Genomic DNA, 18,908 nt, shown 5'->3' with positions numbered 1-18,908 from the left:
ATTTTTATCAAGATTAACCATACAATGTTGAAAAAAAGGATGGCATAATCCAACCATCCTTTCACAAAAATAATTAGGTTAATCATGAGCAAAACCTTACATCATATCGTGATTGTGGGTGGTGGCGCAGGTGGTTTAGAGCTTGCAACACAATTAGGTGAACGTTTTGGCAGGAAAAAGAAAGCCAAAATTACCCTAATCGACCAAAATCTCACGCATATATGGAAGCCTCTCCTACACGAAATTGCCGCTGGCTCGCTAAATCCTCACGAAGAACAAACCAATTATTTTGCTCACGCAGAAAAACATGATTTTGAGTTCATTCTCGGAACATTAATCAACGTAAATAAAGATCAAAAACAAATTACAATTTCACCTCCTCAACTTTCTAAAGAACATACTCCTGTTATTCAAAGTCTCAGCTACGATACGTTGATATTAGCTGTTGGTTCAGTTTCAAATGACTTCGGAACTGAAGGTGTACGTGAAAATTGTCATTTCTTAGATAGTCGCAAACAAGCCGATATTTTCCAACAGGACTTATTCCATCTTTATATTGAAGCGCAAAACCAAGCAACTGAACGTGCCTTGAATATTGGTATCGTGGGTGCGGGTGCGACAGGTGTTGAATTAGCGGCTGAACTAATTGAAACCACGAAGAATTTTTATCGTTATGGGTTAAAGAAAATTAATCCAAAGCAAGTTAAAATTACCTTGATCGAAGCCTCAGATCGTATCTTGCCTGCACTCAATGAAAAAACAGCTACACATAGCGCGAAACAATTACAAAAAATGGGCATCAACATTCTGACGCAACATAAAGTGCAAAAAGTCGATGAATCAAATGTCTATTTTAGCAACGGTCATGTTTTGCATTCGGACATTACTGTATGGGCGGCAGGTGTCAAAGCACCTAAAGTTTTGGAGTCATTTACAGATTTTAAACGCGATAAAATTAATCGTTTAATGGTCTATGCGACATTACAAACTTATTCAGATCCAAATGTATTTGCCTTTGGGGATTGTGCAAATTGTCAGCTCGATGCACGTCAACCTCCATTAGGACCACGTGCACAGGTCGCCAGCCAACAAGCGACATTCTTGGTAGATGCTATGGCCGCTCGTTTATCTGGTTCACCTCAACCTATGTTTAATTTCAGTGATAAAGGCTCTTTGGTTTCATTAAGCAGTAATCAGGCTGTTGGAGAATTACTCGGTGATGTAAGCGTACAAGGTTTTATTGCCAAAACAATGTATGTATCTTTGTATCGATTACATCAAGCCAATATTCATGGTTATACCCAAGCAGGAATGCTGACCATGAAAGATTTTCTGACACGTCGTGTACGTCCAAAAATTAAACTTTATTGAGTTGAAATTTTCTATTTCGTTCCCATTTATAACGAAATAGTTTCAAAAAGTGGAAAATAGTCAACAAAATCTATTTTTCACTTTATGATGTACACCTAAATTGATTGAATGGATCAAACAACATGACTGCTATTGCAAATAACCACGTGGTTTCATTCCACTACACTTTAACAAACGCTGAGGGTGAAACACTTGATCAATCTCAAGGTGAACCACTTGCATATTTGCACGGCGCGGGCAACATCATTCCAGGTTTAGAAAATGCACTTCTTGGTAAAACAGTAGGCGAAAAATTTACTGTAACTGTTCCAGCTGCTGAAGGTTATGGCGAATATAACCCAGACCTCGTACAAGAAGTTCCAGCTCAAATGTTCCAAGGTGTAGACAATATCCAAGCGGGTATGCAATTCCAAGCTCAAACTGATGATGGCGTTCAAATCGTAACTGTTAAAGCAGTTGAAGGCGAAAACGTTATTGTTGATGCAAACTTCCCTCTTGCTGGTCAAGATTTAACATTTGAAGTTGAAATCGTTGAAATCCGTGATGCTTCTCAAGAAGAATTAGATCACGGTCATGTTCACGGTGCAGGTGGTCACCACCACTAATTCATATTTTTGAATTAGATAAAAAGCAAAGCTTCGGCTTTGCTTTTTCTTCACATAGATATAGATAAAATCATAATTATATTTAATTTCTTTCTAATAAATGTAATGGTTGTTAGCTTATGTCTCATGTCTATCAATTGATTTGGTTTCGTCAAGATTTAAGAATCCATGATCATGCTGCTTTATGGCATGCGGCTCAAACAGGCTCATGTATCGCAATCGTTCTATTATCGCCTGAACAATGGCAACGCCATGATGATGCGCCGATTAAAATTGAATTTTATCTACGCCAACTACAAGAATTAAAACAACAACTGGATACATTGAATATCCCATTAATCGTTCAAACCATTCCTTTATGGAACGATATTCCCCAATTCTTTATTCGCTTATTAGAACATATTAATTTTCAAAATATTTATGCCAATATTGAGGTCGGTGTTCATGAACTTAAACGTGATGCCGATGTACAAAAACAGCTAAATCGTCATCAAAAAGAACTCGTACTGTTACATGATCGAACTCTGTTTCCTTTTGCGTCTATCCGTAATCAATCGAACCTACCCTACCAAGTTTTTGGCGCATTTAAAAAAGCATGCTACCAACGTTTACAACATGCTTTACCTCAATGCTATCCGATGCCCAATATTCAACAACCCATTAAATTAGATTTATCTGCTTTAGCTCAAACAGACATCCATCAATTACAAGTCGAATATGCAGAGAAAATAAAACCACCAATTACGATTCTTTGGAATGTCGGTGAGTCACACGCACATAATTTATTGGATCATTTCATCGATCAGAATCTAACGGACTATAAAGTATCTCGTGATCTACCTTCAATATCAGGCACAAGCCAGCTTTCTACCTATTTAAATATTGGCATACTTTCCATCCGCCAATGTATCCAAGCGTTGTTTCGACAACAGCACGGTGATTTTGTTATTCAATCTGAAGGTCAACAAACGTGGCTCGATGAACTGTTATGGCGTGAATTTTATCAACATATTTTATTTGATTTTCCACAAGTCTCTAAACATTTACCCTTCAAAGCAGCAACCCAACAAATCAATTGGCGCGATGATCCGGTTAATCTAGAAAAATGGCAACAAGGGCAAACAGGTATTCCAATTGTAGATGCAGGTATGCGTCAGCTACTCGCAACAGGTTGGATGCATAATCGAGTTCGTATGATTTGCGCTATGTTTCTAACTAAAAATCTATTGATCGATTGGCGCATTGGCGAACAATGGTTTATGCAACATTTAATCGATGGTGACTTAGCGGCAAATAATGGTGGATGGCAATGGTGTGCATCTACAGGCACAGATGCTGCCCCTTATTTCCGAGTATTTAATCCAATTAGCCAATCACAAAAATTTGATTCCAATGGAGACTATATTCGTAAATGGGTGCCAGAACTCGCAAATTTGGATGCACAAATCATACACGAACCTTATGCAAAAGATTTATCAAAAAATCTCAATTATCCAAAACCAATTGTTGATCTTAAAACTAGCAGAGCACGCGCGATCGAAGCTTTCAAATCATATTTATAGCCTTAACCAAGGCTATAAATTTGCTGAGTAATCATTTTTTAATCGCACAAATAAACAGGTCATACCGTATGTTACTGTTTACAAAATCATTTCATCAAATCAATCACATAAAACAATCAAAAACCACATTAATATGGTGTTAAGTTAATCAGAAAAGAATTCATTAAAATAAAATAGCTATGCAAAAGAATCCAGCACCAGCACTCATCTTATGGACTATCGCAGCTCAAATATTTATGGGTATCGTTGCTTATGAATATGAATGGTTACCTACGAGTTACAGAGGCAGTTGGATTTTTTTAATTTTGTTATTGATTGCAGGCGCATTTTTAAATATTGGTGCAATAAAGCCGATCTCAACTCAAAATACCAACTCGATAGCTGATACAAAATCAATTTCACACATATAAAAATTTTAAACTATTCACATATCATAACTAAATCATCATCACGCTATCGTTAAAATAAGTTACTTTATAAGTAAGTTAAGTTGATGAATCGTCATAAAATTCTGCTCATAATGATTCATTTATTTGCCCCAATAATTACGTTTACATATATAAAAAGAGAGCCATTATGTCTTTGTCACACCATCAAGAACTCCATGTCATACAACGCTCAGGATGGCTGCGTGCTGCCGTGCTTGGCGCAAATGATGGCATTATTTCTGTCACAAGTTTAATTATGGGGATGGCAGCCAGTGGTGCGAGTTCGCAAACACTCTTGGTCACGTGTATTGCTGGACTGATCTCAGGTGCAACCTCGATGGCGGCTGGAGAATATATTTCGGTAAAATCTCAAGAAGATATTGAAAAATCAGACTTAAAATTTGAGGCAACTGAACTTGAAAAAAATCCGCATGCAGAATTGAAAGAACTGACTGAAATTTATATTTCGAGAGGTCTAAAACCTGAATTGGCACATGAAGTTGCCACACAACTCACAGAACATGATGCACTTGGGGCACATGCCCGCGATGAAATTGGCATACATGAAAATACTGCCGCGAATCCTATTCAAGCAGCGCTCTCTTCTGCTGCTTCCTTTTCATGTGGTGCTGTACTTCCTATGCTTGCCATTTTACTCAGCCCAAGTTCATGGGTCGCTCGCTCAGTTTTAATTACAGGTATCGTCTCACTCGCATTATTGGGAGCGTTATCCAGTTATTTTGCTCGAACATCAATGCTAAAAGGTAGTCTACGTATTACCTTATGGGGCATTTTAGCCATGGCATTTTCGAGTTGGGTCGGCTCATTATTCCATGTAACTGCCATTTAATTCCTGTGTGATTCGGTATTTAAAAAGATTAGTATTCAATAATTAAATACTGATTATTATTTGCAGGGCTTTTTGTTTTTACGTTATGGTGATGGAAAAGCTAAAGAGTATATAAATCATGTCAATTTTAGAATTATTAGAAATAAAGCATCCGATTTTTCTTTCCCCAATGGCTGGTGTGTCAACACCAGAGCTTGCTGCTGAAGTTTCTAATCAAGGGGCTTTAGGTTCTTTGGGACTTGGGGCAAATTCAACAGAGGCAGCAAAACAACAAATTATTAAAACTCAAGAACTGACTGACCACCCTTTTCAAGTTAATTTTTTCTGCCATCAATCAGAACAACTCGATCCAGAAGTTGCTCAACAATGGATTAACTATATTCGTCCTGAGTTTGAAAAATTCGGAGCAGAACCTCCAACTCAATTGAATTGTATTTATCCAAGCTTTTTAGATAATGATGATTTCCTGAATGTTGTACTTGAAACTCGCCCCAAAGCCGTGAGTTTCCATTTTGGAATTCCTCACCCTCATCAAATTCAGGCATTAAAGCAAGCTGGAATTATCACCATGGTTTCTGCAACCAATCTCATCGAGGCCAAAGCTATTGAGGCGGCGGGTATTGATATTATTATTGCTCAAGGGATTGAAGCTGGAGGACATCGGGGTATTTTCAATCAAACTTTTGATGCAGCCATTAAAACCAGTGATCTCGTACAACTCATCTCAACACATTGTAAATTACCTGTCGTAGCTGCTGGCGGTATTATGAATGGTGATCAAGCAAAATCGATGTTGAAATTAGGTGCTGCTGCTGTTCAATTGGGTACAGCATTTGTACAGTGTAAAAGTTCGAGTGCGAATGCAGCCTATCGTAAAGCTTTATTCAGTCAATCTATTACACAAATCAGTGCAAGCTTATCAGGTCGTCCAGCACGCGGTTTAGTGGGGACTTGGCACACACTGATTGACTCACCAAATCGACCTCAAACGCCAGCCTATCCTTATACTTATGATCTAGCTAAACAACTAATGAGCATTGCAAATACCCACCAAGATTTTAGTTATGGCGCATTTTGGGCAGGGAGCAATGTGGCACAAATTAGAGAGTTGGAAGCTGCCGATTTAGTCAATCAGTTGGTCTTAGAAATTAAAACCAACTAATCTATATCTACAAAAAACCGACCTTAAGGTCGGTTTTTAGATTTATTTAATCGCATCAAGTAACGTATGTTGCGCGTTGTGCGGTTCCTCACCCTGAACCGGTTTAGCACGATCCCAGACACCATCACCTTGTAATAACCAAGCTTGCTGATTGTCTTTTAAATAATTCATTAAACCTAATTGATAAATACGCTTTTTCAATGCAGGATCTTCAATCGGGAAACATGCTTCTACGCGATTAAATAAATTACGGTCCATCCAATCTGCACTTGAACAATAAATACGAGGATTACCATTATTACTAAAATAATAAACTCGTGTATGTTCCAAGAATCTTCCCACAATTGAGCGAACACGAATATTCTCTGACAAGTTCGGAAGACCCGGACGTAAGCAACAAATTGAACGAATAATTAAGTCAATTTGTACGCCTGCTTGCGATGCTTCATATAACTTATTGATGAGTTGTACTTCGGTTAACGCATTCACTTTTACAATAATCTGCGCCGATTTACCCTCTTTGGCATTGGCAATTTCTTCATCAATATAGTTGATTAGTTGAGCATGTAATGTAAATGGTGCATGCAATAACTTTTTCGGTTTTGCCATTTTCCCCATGCCCGTAAGCTCTTGGAAAATTCGATGTACATCTTCACACAGATCTTTATCTGTCGTCATTAAACCATAATCGGTGTAAATACGTGCATTCGTGGCATGGTAGTTACCTGTACCCAAATGTACATAACGTACTAATTTATTATTCTCACGGCGTACGACTAAAATCATTTTGGCATGCGTTTTATAACCAACGATCCCATAAACAACCACAGCACCCGCTTCTTGCAATACATTTGCAACTTCAATATTTGATTCTTCATCAAAACGAGCACGTAACTCAATCACAGCAGTGACTTCTTTACCATTGCGCGCCGCTTCGGCAAGAACTTGAACAATTTCTGAGTCTGCACCACTACGATAAAGTGTTTGTTTAATTGCCAAAACTTGCGGATCACGTGCTGCTTCACGCAATAATTGAATTACAGGTGCAAATGATTCAAATGGATGATGCAATAAAATATCTTGCTTTTGCATCGCGGCAAAAATATTTTCAGTCTTCTTAAATACTTTTGGAACCACTGGCGTATGCGAGTCATAGCGTAAATGTGGACGTTTAAAATTAGAAAGTAATCGAGCCAAATTTACAGGGCCGTCTACGCGATAAAGCTGTTCTTCTTCTAAATCAAATTCATCCAACAAATATTCATAAATATGCTTTGGGCAATTATGCGTAACTTCTAAACGTACGGCACGTCCAAAACGACGTGAACTCAACTCACCTTTTAAAGCTTTTGCTAAATCTTCAACATCTTCATTTAAGGCTAAATCGGCATTACGCGTCACACGGAATTGATAACAGCCTGTTGCTGTCATACCAGGGAATAGATCTGAAACATGTTCATGGATAATCGCAGACAACATGACATGATGTTCTTTACCATCTGTAAGCTCATCGGGTAAACGAACCACACGGGGTAAAGAGCGAGGTGCAGGCACAACCGCAAGATCAATCTGACGACCAAAGGCATCTTTACCTTCTAGCGTTACAATAAAGTTTAAACTTTTATTGACTAACCGTGGAAATGGATGTGCTGGGTCAAGACTAATCGGTGTTAAAACGGGTGCAACTTGTTCTTGGAAGTATTTCTTAATCCATGCAGATTGTGCTGGGGTCAATTCGCCACGACGTAAGAAACAAATATCTTCCTCACGCAATTTTGGTAAAATTTGTTCATTTAAAATACGATATTGTCGTTCAATCGCAGCATGTGCTGTTTTAGAAATTTGATCAAGCACTTGCTTAGGGGTCAAACCATCTGGTGTACGACTTTCATTGCCTAAAGTTAATTGCTCCATCATTCCTGCAACACGAATTTCAAAAAATTCATCTAAATTTCTTGAAAAAATAAGCAGGAAATTCATTCTTTCTAATAATGGGTGGAGAGGATCAACTGCTTGCTCAAGTACGCGTAAATGAAAATCGAGAATTGAAAGTTCACGATTTATATATCGATCATTATAAGTATATTCTATTGGCGTTGTTGTCGTCACTGCAGTATTCATACTGAACCTTGTCGCTTTATCATTCATCAAAACACGGTTTAAGTATGCTGCAAAATTATGTCAATTTGGTAAAAAAGCCCAAAAATATTGAGCTTTTTTTAATTTATCTGAATTATTGTGGAATTTGTGTACTATTCATATACCTTAAAATCACACGCTTACGAAACTGTAACTTATGATCATTACGATGGTCTTGATAATACTTAGGATTTGGTAGTAAAGCAGCTAAAAAAGCAGCTTGCTCACGCGTTAAACTTTTCGAGCTCTTACCATAATAAAATTGTGCAGCAGCTTCAACACCATAGATATTTTGACCAAACTCGACCGAATTCATATAAACCTCTAAAATTCGACGTTTTGACCACATACGTTCCATCATCCATGTAGCAACAGCTTCCTGCCCCTTACGAATAAATGAACGCTGATTATAAAGGAATAAGTTTTTTGCGAGCTGTTGAGAAATCGTGGAACCGCCTGCAACGACTTCCCCTTTTTCATTATTACGCTCTAATGCAAATTGAATCCCAGCCCAATCGAAACCATGATGATGAATAAATTTAGCATCTTCAGCAGCCAAAATTGCATGCTTAAAGTTATCACTAATATCATCATAATCACGCCAGTCTTGTTGAATTGGCTTAAAGTCAGTCAGGTAATCCCAACGCATAAACATCGTTGTTTCAACAGGCTGCGTTCTCCACCACACCAAGCTACTAAAAATCCAAAGCTGAATGAGAAGAATGATACCGATAATCAACATCACTGCACGTGCTAAAAAGGCTTTCATTAAAGCGCATCACTCCTTGGGCAACAAATTCATGCTAAGCTATTTTTATATCGTAATAACTTGCATAAACATATGACTGAAACCACTCCACCACAAATTACTCAAAAGTTGCAAATACAGATATGGTGGTTTACAGCATTATTAATTGCCATCAATGTTGGTTTATTTGGCTGGCAAATTCTTTCAGGTGTGAATATTACCGACCCTTCCCCTATGGATGCAATTACTTGGGGAGCAGATTTTACACCACTCACCTTCTCTGGACAGCCCGAACGTCTGTTTAGCAGTATGTTTTTCCATTTCGGTCTGATCCATTTAATGCTGAATATGTGGGCACTGTATATTTTCGGGAGTGTTGCTGAACCACTTTTTGGTCGTCGTTATTATATTGCGCTGTATTTTCTCGCGGGTTTAATGGGTAGCGTTCTTTCCAGTTATCTCAGTATTCGAGACGGTTATGAATTATTACAACATTTCGATCGCCTTGCGGGACTTTAATCGTCCCTCATTCCACATATCAGTGCTGGTGCATCTGGTGCAGTGATGGGTTTAGGTGCTGCACTCACAACTGTTTCTTTATTTCCACCTTTGCCCCAACAACGTTTTTGGTTAGATAAAAAGTCATTATTATTGATTATGGCTATCAACCTTGCCTTTGGTTTTACTGTTTCAGGTATTAATAATGCAGCACATATCGGTGGAATGATCATGGGTGCTTTACTTGCAGGCTCTTGGTATTTCAGTCATAAAACTCAGCATCCAGTTATCTTACAAATCATTGCACTGGTTTTAGCTAGTTTATTAACGCTCGGATTTTATGTTTACTGTAATGAGTTAAGCACAGGACTTCATCCCTTATGGAGTGAAATCCTGCGTCAAAACCAGTTAAGTTTTTAAGATTGGTTCATCTCTCTCAAACTCTGTAACGGTGGAATATCACATAAATAACTGAGTCGGTATCGACCAATCAACATACATAACAGCATCATACTGAGCGGTAAAATTAACCAAATTTCAGGATGAAATTGAATTGCCATTTGCATCTTGTAACTGGCAATCGCACTAATCGCTTCAGCAAAAAGGCATGCCACAATTCCTGCCACCAAGCCAATAAAACCGATTTCTAAACTGAGCATCTGTTTTAATTTATTTTTTGCGACACCAAAAGATCGTAATAATGCCACTTCTTTACGACGCTCATCCATTAAAACATTTAGACAAGCAATTAAAACCAAGATACCTGACAAACCAACCAATATTGCCAAGACTGTCACCACCTGAACCAATATATTCATTAAACGTTTCACTTCATCTAAAACACGCCCCACATCAATAAATACAGTATTGGTAAATTGTTCAATCAAGCGTACCATTTTCGGCTGATCTGCAGTAGGAACATAAAAACTGCCTAAATAGCTTCCTGCATTTTCATCCATGGTTTTGGGCGAAAAAATAAAGAAAAAATTAGGGCTAAAACTCTCCCACTCAACTGAACGTAGGTTAATCACTTTGGCATTCAATGATCCTTCAGCTAAGCTAAAGCTCAGCTGATCACCGACTTTGATCCCTAACTCAGTAGCCAATTTTTCTTCTACCGACACTTGTCCAACTTGGGTGAACTTTGGATTCCCTTGAGTAATAAGATTATCTTTTGGATAAAGTTCCGCTTGTGTCAAATTCAACTCACGCCGTAAAGAATTATTTTGTTGAATTAATTCAGTGCTAAATGCCTGTCCATTTTTAGCAATTAAACGCCCCCGAATATTGGGATAAAGAGGCGTCGTTTGCCACTTATTCTGCTCAAGCTGTTGTTTGAACTGTGGCATATCAAAAGGAGGTAAACCATAGACGAATTGATTCGGTGTACCTTCAGGCAATTGCTGCTGCCAACGCTCTAATAAATCCGTTCTTAAAACACTTAGAACCGTTATTAAGCTTAGACCTAATGCAAGCGCAGTAATTTGCAAGGCTGTCTGATGTGGGATTCGAACATAAGCAGATAAGGGATGTTTCAACTGCTTAATTGCTCTCAGTAATGACCAAATCACAGCAAATAGAGTCACACAAAGTACTAATATGGCAGATAAGACCAATAAGCTTAGCTTTAAATTATCACTCAGCACCAAACTAAATATGACCAAACTCGCAATACCGACACTAAACATCATGATATAGGATTTACGTGAACGCTCTTGCTGACGAATAACACGAATTGGTGGCGTATTCAGTAACTCCCAAATGCTTGGCAAAATAAAACCAATTAACACCATAACACTAGTAAAAATTGCAATGGGTAATGCCATAAGCAAATCAGCAATAGCAAAGCTGAGTTGTAATTGTGGAATCAGTTGCAACATCAATTGCAACAAACCATATCCCAACGCGATTCCGATTAAGCTTCCAATCACAATTGATAAGGCACTGACAATCGCAAGCAATATCATATAAGCGACTAATATCTGTCGTTTACTCGCACCGAGACAACGCATCAAAGCAATATGATCCTGATTTTGTTGCACATAACGTTGGCTAGTTAAAGCAATCGCAATCCCACACAACAGAATCGTTAAAAGGTTGGCAAGCTGTAGAAAGGTATCCAGATTTTCAATGGGTTTCATCAAACGAGTATTGGATTGACTCGCATCACGTAGTTTCAATGAACTTTGTTCACTATTCTCTGCTTGCTGACCACGATTTTGATCAACTTTGGGATCAGATTCATGCTTGGTTTCTTGTTTAAAAACGGTCTTAAATGTTTCAACTTGTTTTGGCTCACCCGCCATCAACAGACGATAATCAATCCGACTCCCAACCTGAATAGCATTGGTTTTCGCAATATCTGCTTGATGAATAATCACAGTTGGTGAAAAACCTGAGAAGCCCAATTCCTGATTAGAATCATGCTCAATGATACCTGTGACCTTAAACTTGCCATCAGCAATTGCAACCTGATCCCCCACTTTTACTTTTAATAGATCAATTGCTCTTGGACTTAACCAAACTTCACCTTGTTGAATAGATTTCGCTCTCGGTTGGATCTCTAATTTACCACGTAGCGGAAAATGTTCATCGACAGCTTTGACATTGACCATCACAAATTGATCTTGGGTATGTGCCATTGATCCAAACAAAGTGACAGGTGTCTGTTTTAGATGAAGTTGTTGGGCCTTTTGTATCCACTTTGATTGGATAGGGTCATTATCAGACAAAACTAAATCTGCACCCAGCATTTCAGCAGCTTGCAATGAAATGGCATTTTGAACTTGAGTATTACTAAATTTTAATGCGGTGGTGGCACTGATTGCCAAAGACAGAGCAATGATCAATAAATACAATCCTCCTGTACGGAAGCTTTGCAAAAGCAGTGGCTTGAGGACTGAACTCATACGCCCTCCTGCACTTTTATAATTTCTTGGATTTGACCATCAAGCAATTTGACATGTCGTTGACACAAGGCTGCCAAATTTTGATCATGCGTTACAAGGATTAAAGTTGTTCCTAGTTCTTTGTTTAAATCAAATAACAGTTGCTCAATTTCTGCTGCGGTTTGCCCATCCAGATTACCTGTCGGTTCATCTGCAAAAATAATCTTAGGCTCAGCAATTAAGGCTCGAGCAATCGCAACACGTTGTTGCTCACCACCCGATAAAACTTTAGGCGTTTGCTGTGCTTGGCGAACTAATCCAACACGCTCTAGCCATTGCAATGCCTTTTTTTCAGCTTGCTTAAAATTGAAATCAGGTTGAAGACGTAAGGGTAACATCACATTTTCGAGTGCACTAAGCTGTGGTAAAAGCTGAAAAGATTGAAAAACGAAACCAATGTTTTCTAAGCGAACTTGAGCACGTTGTTCTTCTGTTAAGGTATGTACCGCTTGTCCACAGACCCATAACTCCCCCATGCTCGGTCGATCAAGCGTCGCTAAAATGCCTAATAATGTTGATTTGCCAGAACCTGAACGCCCCGTAATCGCAATCTGCTCTCCCTGATAAATATCTAAATCAATATTTTTCAAAATGGTTAATGTTTGCTGATTAATGTGGATATTTTGTGTAACTTTTTGGGCAGAAATAATCGGTTGTGGCATGATGTCACGTATCCTTGAGGACAAATTTGAAGTGCGATGCAAATATCTAAAGTTTTATTTTCGCTATCCAAAACATTTGGAATCATCACGATTGGCGTATTACCAACACTCGTTTCAGCAAAGACTATTTTAATTTTGGGTGACAGTCTCAGTGCAGGTTATGGCATAGATGCCAAACAAGGCTGGGTAAACCTATTACAACAGCGTTTAGATCAACAGTATCCGAAACAGCATAAAGTGGTCAATGCAAGCGTCAGTGGTGAAACTACAAGTGGTGCTTTGGCAAGATTGCCTAAATTATTACAAACTTATCAGCCTGAAATTGTTGTAATTGAGTTAGGTGGAAATGATGGCTTACGTGGTCACCCCCCCCAAATGATTCAAAAAAATTTAGCACAATTGGTACAACTCAGCCAAAAACAGAAAGCTTCAGTTTTACTGTTCGGTATGAAAATACCACCAAATTATGGGACAGCCTATAGCACAGCTTTTGAAAATAATTATAAAGTTGTAAGTCAGCAATTTAAAATCAAATTACTTCCCTTCTTCCTCGAAGGTGTCGCGGGACATAAACATTTAATCCAAAATGATCAAATTCACCCAAACGCCAAAGCCCAACCTATCCTGTTAAATTTGGCTTATCCCTATATAAAAGGTGCCCTTTAGGCACCTCTTATTTTTTAGAGTCTTCGATTTTAATTAAAAATCAAAGAACGTCACTTCACCTGTTTCAAGCGAATATTCTGCCCCAACCACGATCATTTTACCTTTTTCAATTAAGTTTTCTAACACGGTTGATCCATGACGTAATTGATTAACAGAAGCAAATACATTTGAGCGAACTGCATGTGCAGATAATTTTTTCAAATCATCTTTTAAGTCAGTTTGCATCAAAATTTCTACTGAAGGACGTACTCGGTTCACAATCGACATCAAATTTGATGACGGCGGTTGATCAGGATTCATTAGAGTACCAATGGTTGCTTGAATTGCACCACAGTGACTATGACCTAATACGACGACGACTGCACAATCATAACGCTCTGCTGCAAATTCAACGCTACCAACCTGAGAGGGTGCAACAATATTTCCAGCAACTCGGATAACGAATAAATCACCTAAACCTTGATCAAATACCATTTCGGCAGGTACACGCGAATCAGAACATCCTAAGACGATAGCAAAAGGATTTTGTTCACTTGCCATTTCAGCACGCTCTTGGTGAGTGAGCAATTTTTGCTGGGTCGTTTCCCCTTTAACAAAACGAGCATTACCAGATTTTAAACGTTCTAAGGCTTCTTGAGCGGTGAGCATGCGTACATCCATCTATGATTGACATGAGCAAATAGTTTAATGTGCGCATCTTCGAAAGTCACTGACAAAAATAGAAACTATCATCATTGATGAGTAATCTTTTAATCAGTTAAATCGTGGAAAATTTATGATTTCATTGGCAAGAATTTCCATACATCTGTAGATTATGCAAATGACTCCACTCCAAACTTCTAGAATAATCAATTGGTTTAAAAATAAATCAAGGATAGAACAATCATGATCAAAACACTGTTTTCAACACCATTCCGAAAAACGATCACTGCCACTTTGCTCTCATTCAGCTTAGCAACTATTGCTGTAAGTTCTACTCAAGCTGCTGAAATAGAAATGAGTTTTCAAAACTTATTACAACAAGAACGTACTTGGGCTGGCTTACAAACCAAGACATTAAAAGTGGGCGATATTACGTGGTCATATAGTGAAGGTGGTCAAGCAGGAAAGCCGATCGTCATTTTAATTCACGGTTTAGCAGGTAGTCGTGATAACTGGAATCGTGTCGCACATGCATTAACGGCAAATTACCATGTTATTATCCCTGACTTACCTGCAAGTGGCGAAACGCAAGTTCCTAAAGACTTTGATTATTCAGTTCCGAATGTGACTGAAAAATTACGTCGTTTTATCGAAGCCGCAAATTTGACAGGTCCAGCACATATTGCAGGTCACTCACTTGGTGGATCGATTGCAATGCTATACGCAGGTCAATATCCTTTTGAAACGAAAAGCCTATTCTTGGTTGATGCGGCAGGTGTATATAAGTCAGCAACAACACCTTATCTCAAAGATCCGAACCATGTGAAAAATATGATCGTCAGTAAAAAAGGTGACTTTAATTTCTTGATGCAACAGGCGATGTATGCTCCGCCATTTATTCCAAAAGAAATTGCTCAAGCACAGGAAAAAATGATGATTGGTCAAGTTGAGCAAACACAGAAGATGGTAGATCAAGTGATCGCACTCAATAAATTATTTACCCCTGATTCTTTTGCTCTGCTTGCAAAATCAATTGATGCTCCCACCCTGATTTTATGGGGTAAGCAAGATAAAATTATTAATGTCGAAGTAGCACCTGAGTTAAAATCATTATTGAAAAATGCGCAAGCACCTGTGATTTTAGATAATGTGGGGCATATGCCCATCTTGGAAGCAGATCAATTGGTCGTTCAACAATATTTACCGTTCTTGAGCAAGATCCAAACACAAAAGCCTGCAACTGCCCCTTCACCATAAACTTAATTAAGAATTTGAGATTTTATGTCTAAACATCCAATGATAGAACAATTAATAGATGCACAACTTGATTTTCTAGATCAAGAGTTTGCACAAACCGAAACGATTCAATATGAATTTAAACAGTTATATCATTGGTTACGTTTACAACAACTACAACATATTTGGTCATTTGAACAGATTTTTAAACTGATCGAGAAACAAATTCTCGCTACGCCAGCCAGTTCATTTTTAATTGAGCAAATTGCTGAACATATTCGTTTCGCTCTCATTCATCCACTCAATGATACCACCAGGATTGAAGAGGTTATTCCTGTATTGACCATCGACTCAATTGCACAATATGTTGCGAGCAAAACGAGACATCGCCAAGATTTAATTAAGACCATCGTCAACAACCCTGCTTTTTCAGCTCTGATTACGCAGCTTATCCAGCATTCAATTCAAGATTATCTAGATAATTCAGTCATGTCTAAACGCGTTCCTGGCGTAGGGCATTTTATGAAAATGGGTAAATCCGTTTTAGAGTCAGTCACAGATTCAAATCTCAATGAGACCATTGGACATTATCTGCAAAAGAATATTTTAAAGATCAGCCAAATGAGTGAAAGAGTTTTAAATCAACATTTTAATGATGACAAGCTCTATCACTTCCAAGCAAATCTTTGGCATAAAATTAAACTGATGCCGATTTCAGTATTACGAAACTACTTTGAAGTTCAAGACTTACCTAAAACCGTGGGATTAGGTCATGAAATTTGGGATCATATTCGCCAAACGCCTTACTTGAAACAGCAGATTCATGATGGAGTCTATGCGTGGTACGCAAGAAACCAAGAGAGAACTTTCGATTTGTTACTGCGTGATCTAAATATTGATGAAGATTTAATTCAGAATGAATTAAATAACTTACTCACGCCCGTGCTACAGCAAGTGATTCAAACTGGATATTTAAAACAACGTGCACGCGCACATCTAGAAAAATTTTATTACTCAGAACAAGTCAATGAAATACTAAAAAAACAAGGCACTTAAAGTGCCTTGCTTTATCGTTGTTTGCTTAGAATGAATATTTTAAACTTGCATAATAAGCCCGACCCGGTTCGTTATATGTTTGACTGATTGAGTTACTATCTCTTAAAATTTGTTTATCAAATAAATTACTTACACCAAGACGAGTGCTGAATTGACTGTTAAATTTATAGCCCATATTTAAACCGACTAAGCTATAACTTTTTACATCACTTGGCTTAATCGCACTACTTGTACCACCTGAACCCACACCTGCTTCAATCCTATTTTCTGCGAATTGACGTGATTTTTGACGACCATATTGAGTGTAAACAAAATTCACATCCAATTGATCCGTAATGTCATAATCGAAAATTGAGTTAATCGTATACTTTGGAACAAGTGACAAAGGATTTCCTGTTTTCTTATCCTTAGAGTCCATCATATAAGTGAAATTGTTGGTCCAGCGGATATTGCCATAATCTAGTCCTAAACTCCCTTCAAACCCTTGAATCAATGCCTCTGGTGTATTATCCCAACGAAGAATATTCCAAGTCGTTTGCGTAACCCCTCCATTTGCACTTGTACTTGAACCATTCACAGTCCCAACAATGTCTGTTCCAGCAACAATCTTATTTTTATAATCATTACGGAACCAAGCTAAGCTAGCATTCACAACATCTTTTTGGAATTGAATCCCAATTTCTTTGTTGATTGAAGTTTCTGGTTTTAAATCGCCATTACCTTGTAATAAACAGCGCGAAGCAATATTTGCTGGACAACCATTACCATTGGTACTTAATAAATAACCTTCAGCATTTTGGTACATATTCGGGGCTTTATAGGCTTTGGCAATCCCCCCTTTCAAAGTAAAATGATCATTTAGTTTTTGCGTTATGTTTAAACTTGGACTCCAGTTTGAGCCTGATTTACTGTGATCATCAAAACGTAAACCGACCACAACATCGGTCATATCTGTAAGTTTGAAATTATCTTCAATATATGCCGATGCAATTCGTGATTCCATTTTACTACGATCACCTTTAGCAAGCTGATCGCCATAGCCAGCACCACTTTGATCCTTGCCTTGTATTGTAGAAGTCCGATCAGTGAATTTATCTTCCACCCATTCGACACCTAAGGTCAATGCTTGGGGTAGATAATACTCAAGTGGAATATTTAGCTCACCATTCAATCTAAAAGTGTCTAGTTTAGATGTAACACGATCATTTAAATTATTAATTTTTCCTTCAACACTTCCTGCTAAACCCTCTGGAAGTCTTTTATTACGTGTTTTATCGTACTGCGCAACCAATTTGCTTTTGCCCCAATCCCAATCTCCTTCATGAGTTAGCGCCAAGCTATCTCGATACATGGTATTGGTTTCTTTCCCGATAAGTTGAGAAAGAATTGGATCGGTTTCTGCATTTGAATTTAATTGAGAGTCTCCAGAATAAATATTGCCTTGGCGACCAGAAGAAATATCAAGCAATACTGTTTGTTCATCAGTTGCTTGCCAAGCTAAGCGCCCAGCAATATCTTTATTTTTAACCCCTTCTCGACCAGCAGCCTGACTGCCAATTGATTTATTAATATCTACTGCATCTGCATCAGTTTTATTGTAATTACCATATAAACGATAAGATAAAATGTCTTTAATGATTGGACCACTTAGATTGAAACTTGCTCGAGTAGAATCGCCTTCTTTTGAATCTTCAGGTTGATTGCTATATAGCTCAATGGAACCATGTGTCTCATTCGTTACTTTCTTAGTAATAATATTGACGACACCACCCGCCGCTCCAGAACCATAACGAGCTGCTGCTGGACCTCGTAAAACCTCAATAGACTCGATTGCTTCTACTGGTACCCAATTTGAATCTCCCCGTGTGTCACGCTCTCCTTTCCAACCATAGCGTACAGAGTTACGTGAGGAAACAGGCTTTCCATCAATCAAAATGAGTGTATTCTCAGGCCCCATACCACGAATATCAATTTGACGATTATTTCCACGCTGACCTGTTGCACTATTCCCTGTTAAGTTAACGCCTGGCATACGACGAACGTATTCAGAAATATCATTACGTACTGGAATTTTTTCTAAATCTTCAGCAGTGATCTTAGAAACTCCGAGAGATTGTTTAATTTGTTCCTCTGCTGTTAGAACAATTGTCTCCAGTTTAACAACATCGTTTTCATTTGATTTTTCAACCAATCCACTTTGATTAACTGTAGTTTCTGCTGCATATGCAAACGTCATCATGCCACTCAGAATCGAAGTCGCGAGTAATGTATGGCGTGCTATTTTATTAGACATATTCCCACCTAATTAGGATAAATCATAAGATTTGCTAAAAAA

The 18,908-nt window shown here is 38.1% G+C and carries 14 protein-coding genes and 2 pseudogenes; 10 read left to right on the top strand and 6 right to left on the bottom strand.

What is annotated here, in order from left to right; genetic code table 11:
- The first annotated feature begins 84 nt into the window (after window positions 1-84).
- The 6 genes and pseudogenes from O1449_RS04180 (at window position 85) to O1449_RS04155 (ending at window position 5,978) form a co-directional block, all read left to right on the top strand.
- A complete protein-coding gene (locus O1449_RS04180; RefSeq protein WP_269229853.1) occupies window positions 85-1,371 on the top strand; it encodes an NAD(P)/FAD-dependent oxidoreductase in 1,287 nt (428 codons plus the stop codon).
- A 122-nt stretch (window positions 1,372-1,493) separates the two neighbouring features.
- The gene (locus O1449_RS04175; protein ID WP_004663295.1) at window positions 1,494-1,976 is read left to right on the top strand and encodes an FKBP-type peptidyl-prolyl cis-trans isomerase; all 483 of its coding nucleotides are present in this window, start codon (window positions 1,494-1,496) and stop codon (window positions 1,974-1,976) included.
- A 119-nt stretch (window positions 1,977-2,095) separates the two neighbouring features.
- Window positions 2,096-3,538, top strand: coding sequence for a cryptochrome/photolyase family protein (locus O1449_RS04170; protein ID WP_269239244.1), 1,443 nt, complete (start codon window positions 2,096-2,098; stop codon window positions 3,536-3,538).
- 179 nt (window positions 3,539-3,717) lie between these two features.
- Window positions 3,718-3,879: pseudogene (locus tag O1449_RS04165) on the top strand (hypothetical protein); the annotation flags it as partial.
- A gap of 235 nt (window positions 3,880-4,114) precedes the next feature.
- The gene (locus tag O1449_RS04160; RefSeq protein WP_050040643.1) at window positions 4,115-4,816 is read left to right on the top strand and encodes a VIT1/CCC1 transporter family protein; all 702 of its coding nucleotides are present in this window, start codon (window positions 4,115-4,117) and stop codon (window positions 4,814-4,816) included.
- A 118-nt stretch (window positions 4,817-4,934) separates the two neighbouring features.
- On the top strand, window positions 4,935-5,978 hold the full coding sequence (locus O1449_RS04155) for an NAD(P)H-dependent flavin oxidoreductase (protein ID WP_269239243.1): 1,044 nt from the start codon (window positions 4,935-4,937) through the stop codon (window positions 5,976-5,978).
- Between the two features lie 42 nt (window positions 5,979-6,020).
- On the opposite strand, the gene ppk1 is transcribed toward O1449_RS04155, so the two are convergent.
- Window positions 6,021-8,099, bottom strand: a complete 2,079-nt coding sequence (gene ppk1, locus O1449_RS04150) for a polyphosphate kinase 1 (RefSeq protein WP_269239242.1) — start codon at window positions 8,097-8,099, stop codon at window positions 6,021-6,023.
- 112 nt (window positions 8,100-8,211) lie between these two features.
- Window positions 8,212-8,886 carry a monofunctional biosynthetic peptidoglycan transglycosylase gene (gene mtgA, locus O1449_RS04145; protein ID WP_004663315.1) on the bottom strand — a complete coding sequence of 225 codons (675 nt, stop codon included), beginning with the start codon at window positions 8,884-8,886 and terminating at the stop codon, window positions 8,212-8,214.
- A 72-nt stretch (window positions 8,887-8,958) separates the two neighbouring features.
- Between mtgA and O1449_RS04140 the strand changes: the two are divergent.
- A pseudogene (locus tag O1449_RS04140) lies at window positions 8,959-9,783 on the top strand (rhomboid family intramembrane serine protease).
- Here O1449_RS04140 and O1449_RS04135 read toward each other — a convergent pair.
- Both O1449_RS04135 and O1449_RS04130 read right to left on the bottom strand, forming a co-directional pair.
- On the bottom strand, window positions 9,780-12,272 hold the full coding sequence (locus O1449_RS04135) for an ABC transporter permease (protein WP_269239241.1): 2,493 nt from the start codon (window positions 12,270-12,272) through the stop codon (window positions 9,780-9,782). The pseudogene O1449_RS04140 and the gene O1449_RS04135 overlap by 4 nt on opposite strands.
- Window positions 12,269-12,973, bottom strand: a complete 705-nt coding sequence (locus O1449_RS04130) for an ABC transporter ATP-binding protein (protein WP_269239240.1) — start codon at window positions 12,971-12,973, stop codon at window positions 12,269-12,271. The genes O1449_RS04135 and O1449_RS04130 overlap by 4 nt, the downstream gene beginning before the upstream one ends.
- A gap of 36 nt (window positions 12,974-13,009) precedes the next feature.
- Between O1449_RS04130 and O1449_RS04125 the strand changes: the two genes are divergently transcribed.
- A complete protein-coding gene (locus O1449_RS04125; RefSeq protein WP_269239239.1) occupies window positions 13,010-13,639 on the top strand; it encodes an arylesterase in 630 nt (209 codons plus the stop codon).
- A gap of 33 nt (window positions 13,640-13,672) precedes the next feature.
- Here O1449_RS04125 and O1449_RS04120 read toward each other — a convergent pair whose 3' ends face one another.
- Window positions 13,673-14,287, bottom strand: a complete 615-nt coding sequence (locus O1449_RS04120) for a carbonic anhydrase (protein WP_269229843.1) — start codon at window positions 14,285-14,287, stop codon at window positions 13,673-13,675.
- Between the two features lie 237 nt (window positions 14,288-14,524).
- On the opposite strand from O1449_RS04120, the gene O1449_RS04115 reads away from it, so the two are divergent.
- Together O1449_RS04115 and O1449_RS04110 are read left to right on the top strand one after the other, a co-directional pair.
- A complete protein-coding gene (locus tag O1449_RS04115) occupies window positions 14,525-15,538 on the top strand; it encodes an alpha/beta fold hydrolase (protein ID WP_269239238.1) in 1,014 nt (337 codons plus the stop codon).
- A gap of 24 nt (window positions 15,539-15,562) precedes the next feature.
- Entirely contained in the window at window positions 15,563-16,573 is a 1,011-nt protein-coding gene (locus O1449_RS04110; protein ID WP_269239237.1) for a hypothetical protein, read from the top strand.
- A gap of 25 nt (window positions 16,574-16,598) precedes the next feature.
- Here the strand turns inward: O1449_RS04110 and O1449_RS04105 are convergent, their stop codons facing one another.
- Entirely contained in the window at window positions 16,599-18,866 is a 2,268-nt protein-coding gene (locus tag O1449_RS04105; protein ID WP_269229840.1) for a TonB-dependent siderophore receptor, read from the bottom strand.
- Window positions 18,867-18,908: the final 42 nt, after the last annotated feature.

This window comes from Acinetobacter sp. TR3 (genome assembly GCF_027105055.1).
Lineage (GTDB): Bacteria > Pseudomonadota > Gammaproteobacteria > Pseudomonadales > Moraxellaceae > Acinetobacter.
The sequence above is the reverse complement of the archived record's forward strand: the minus strand, read 5'-3'. Positions and strand labels throughout refer to the sequence as shown.

Coding starts and splice junctions, on each gene's coding strand:
- O1449_RS04180 (WP_269229853.1), top strand. CDS start 85: ATGAGCAAAACCTTACATCATATCGTGATTGTGGGTGGTGGCGCAGGT.
- O1449_RS04175 (WP_004663295.1), top strand. CDS start 1,494: ATGACTGCTATTGCAAATAACCACGTGGTTTCATTCCACTACACTTTA.
- O1449_RS04170 (WP_269239244.1), top strand. CDS start 2,096: ATGTCTCATGTCTATCAATTGATTTGGTTTCGTCAAGATTTAAGAATC.
- O1449_RS04160 (WP_050040643.1), top strand. CDS start 4,115: ATGTCTTTGTCACACCATCAAGAACTCCATGTCATACAACGCTCAGGA.
- O1449_RS04155 (WP_269239243.1), top strand. CDS start 4,935: ATGTCAATTTTAGAATTATTAGAAATAAAGCATCCGATTTTTCTTTCC.
- ppk1 (WP_269239242.1), bottom strand. CDS start 8,099: ATGAATACTGCAGTGACGACAACAACGCCAATAGAATATACTTATAAT.
- mtgA (WP_004663315.1), bottom strand. CDS start 8,886: ATGAAAGCCTTTTTAGCACGTGCAGTGATGTTGATTATCGGTATCATT.
- O1449_RS04135 (WP_269239241.1), bottom strand. CDS start 12,272: ATGAGTTCAGTCCTCAAGCCACTGCTTTTGCAAAGCTTCCGTACAGGA.
- O1449_RS04130 (WP_269239240.1), bottom strand. CDS start 12,973: ATGCCACAACCGATTATTTCTGCCCAAAAAGTTACACAAAATATCCAC.
- O1449_RS04125 (WP_269239239.1), top strand. CDS start 13,010: ATGCAAATATCTAAAGTTTTATTTTCGCTATCCAAAACATTTGGAATC.
- O1449_RS04120 (WP_269229843.1), bottom strand. CDS start 14,287: ATGCTCACCGCTCAAGAAGCCTTAGAACGTTTAAAATCTGGTAATGCT.
- O1449_RS04115 (WP_269239238.1), top strand. CDS start 14,525: ATGATCAAAACACTGTTTTCAACACCATTCCGAAAAACGATCACTGCC.
- O1449_RS04110 (WP_269239237.1), top strand. CDS start 15,563: ATGTCTAAACATCCAATGATAGAACAATTAATAGATGCACAACTTGAT.
- O1449_RS04105 (WP_269229840.1), bottom strand. CDS start 18,866: ATGTCTAATAAAATAGCACGCCATACATTACTCGCGACTTCGATTCTG.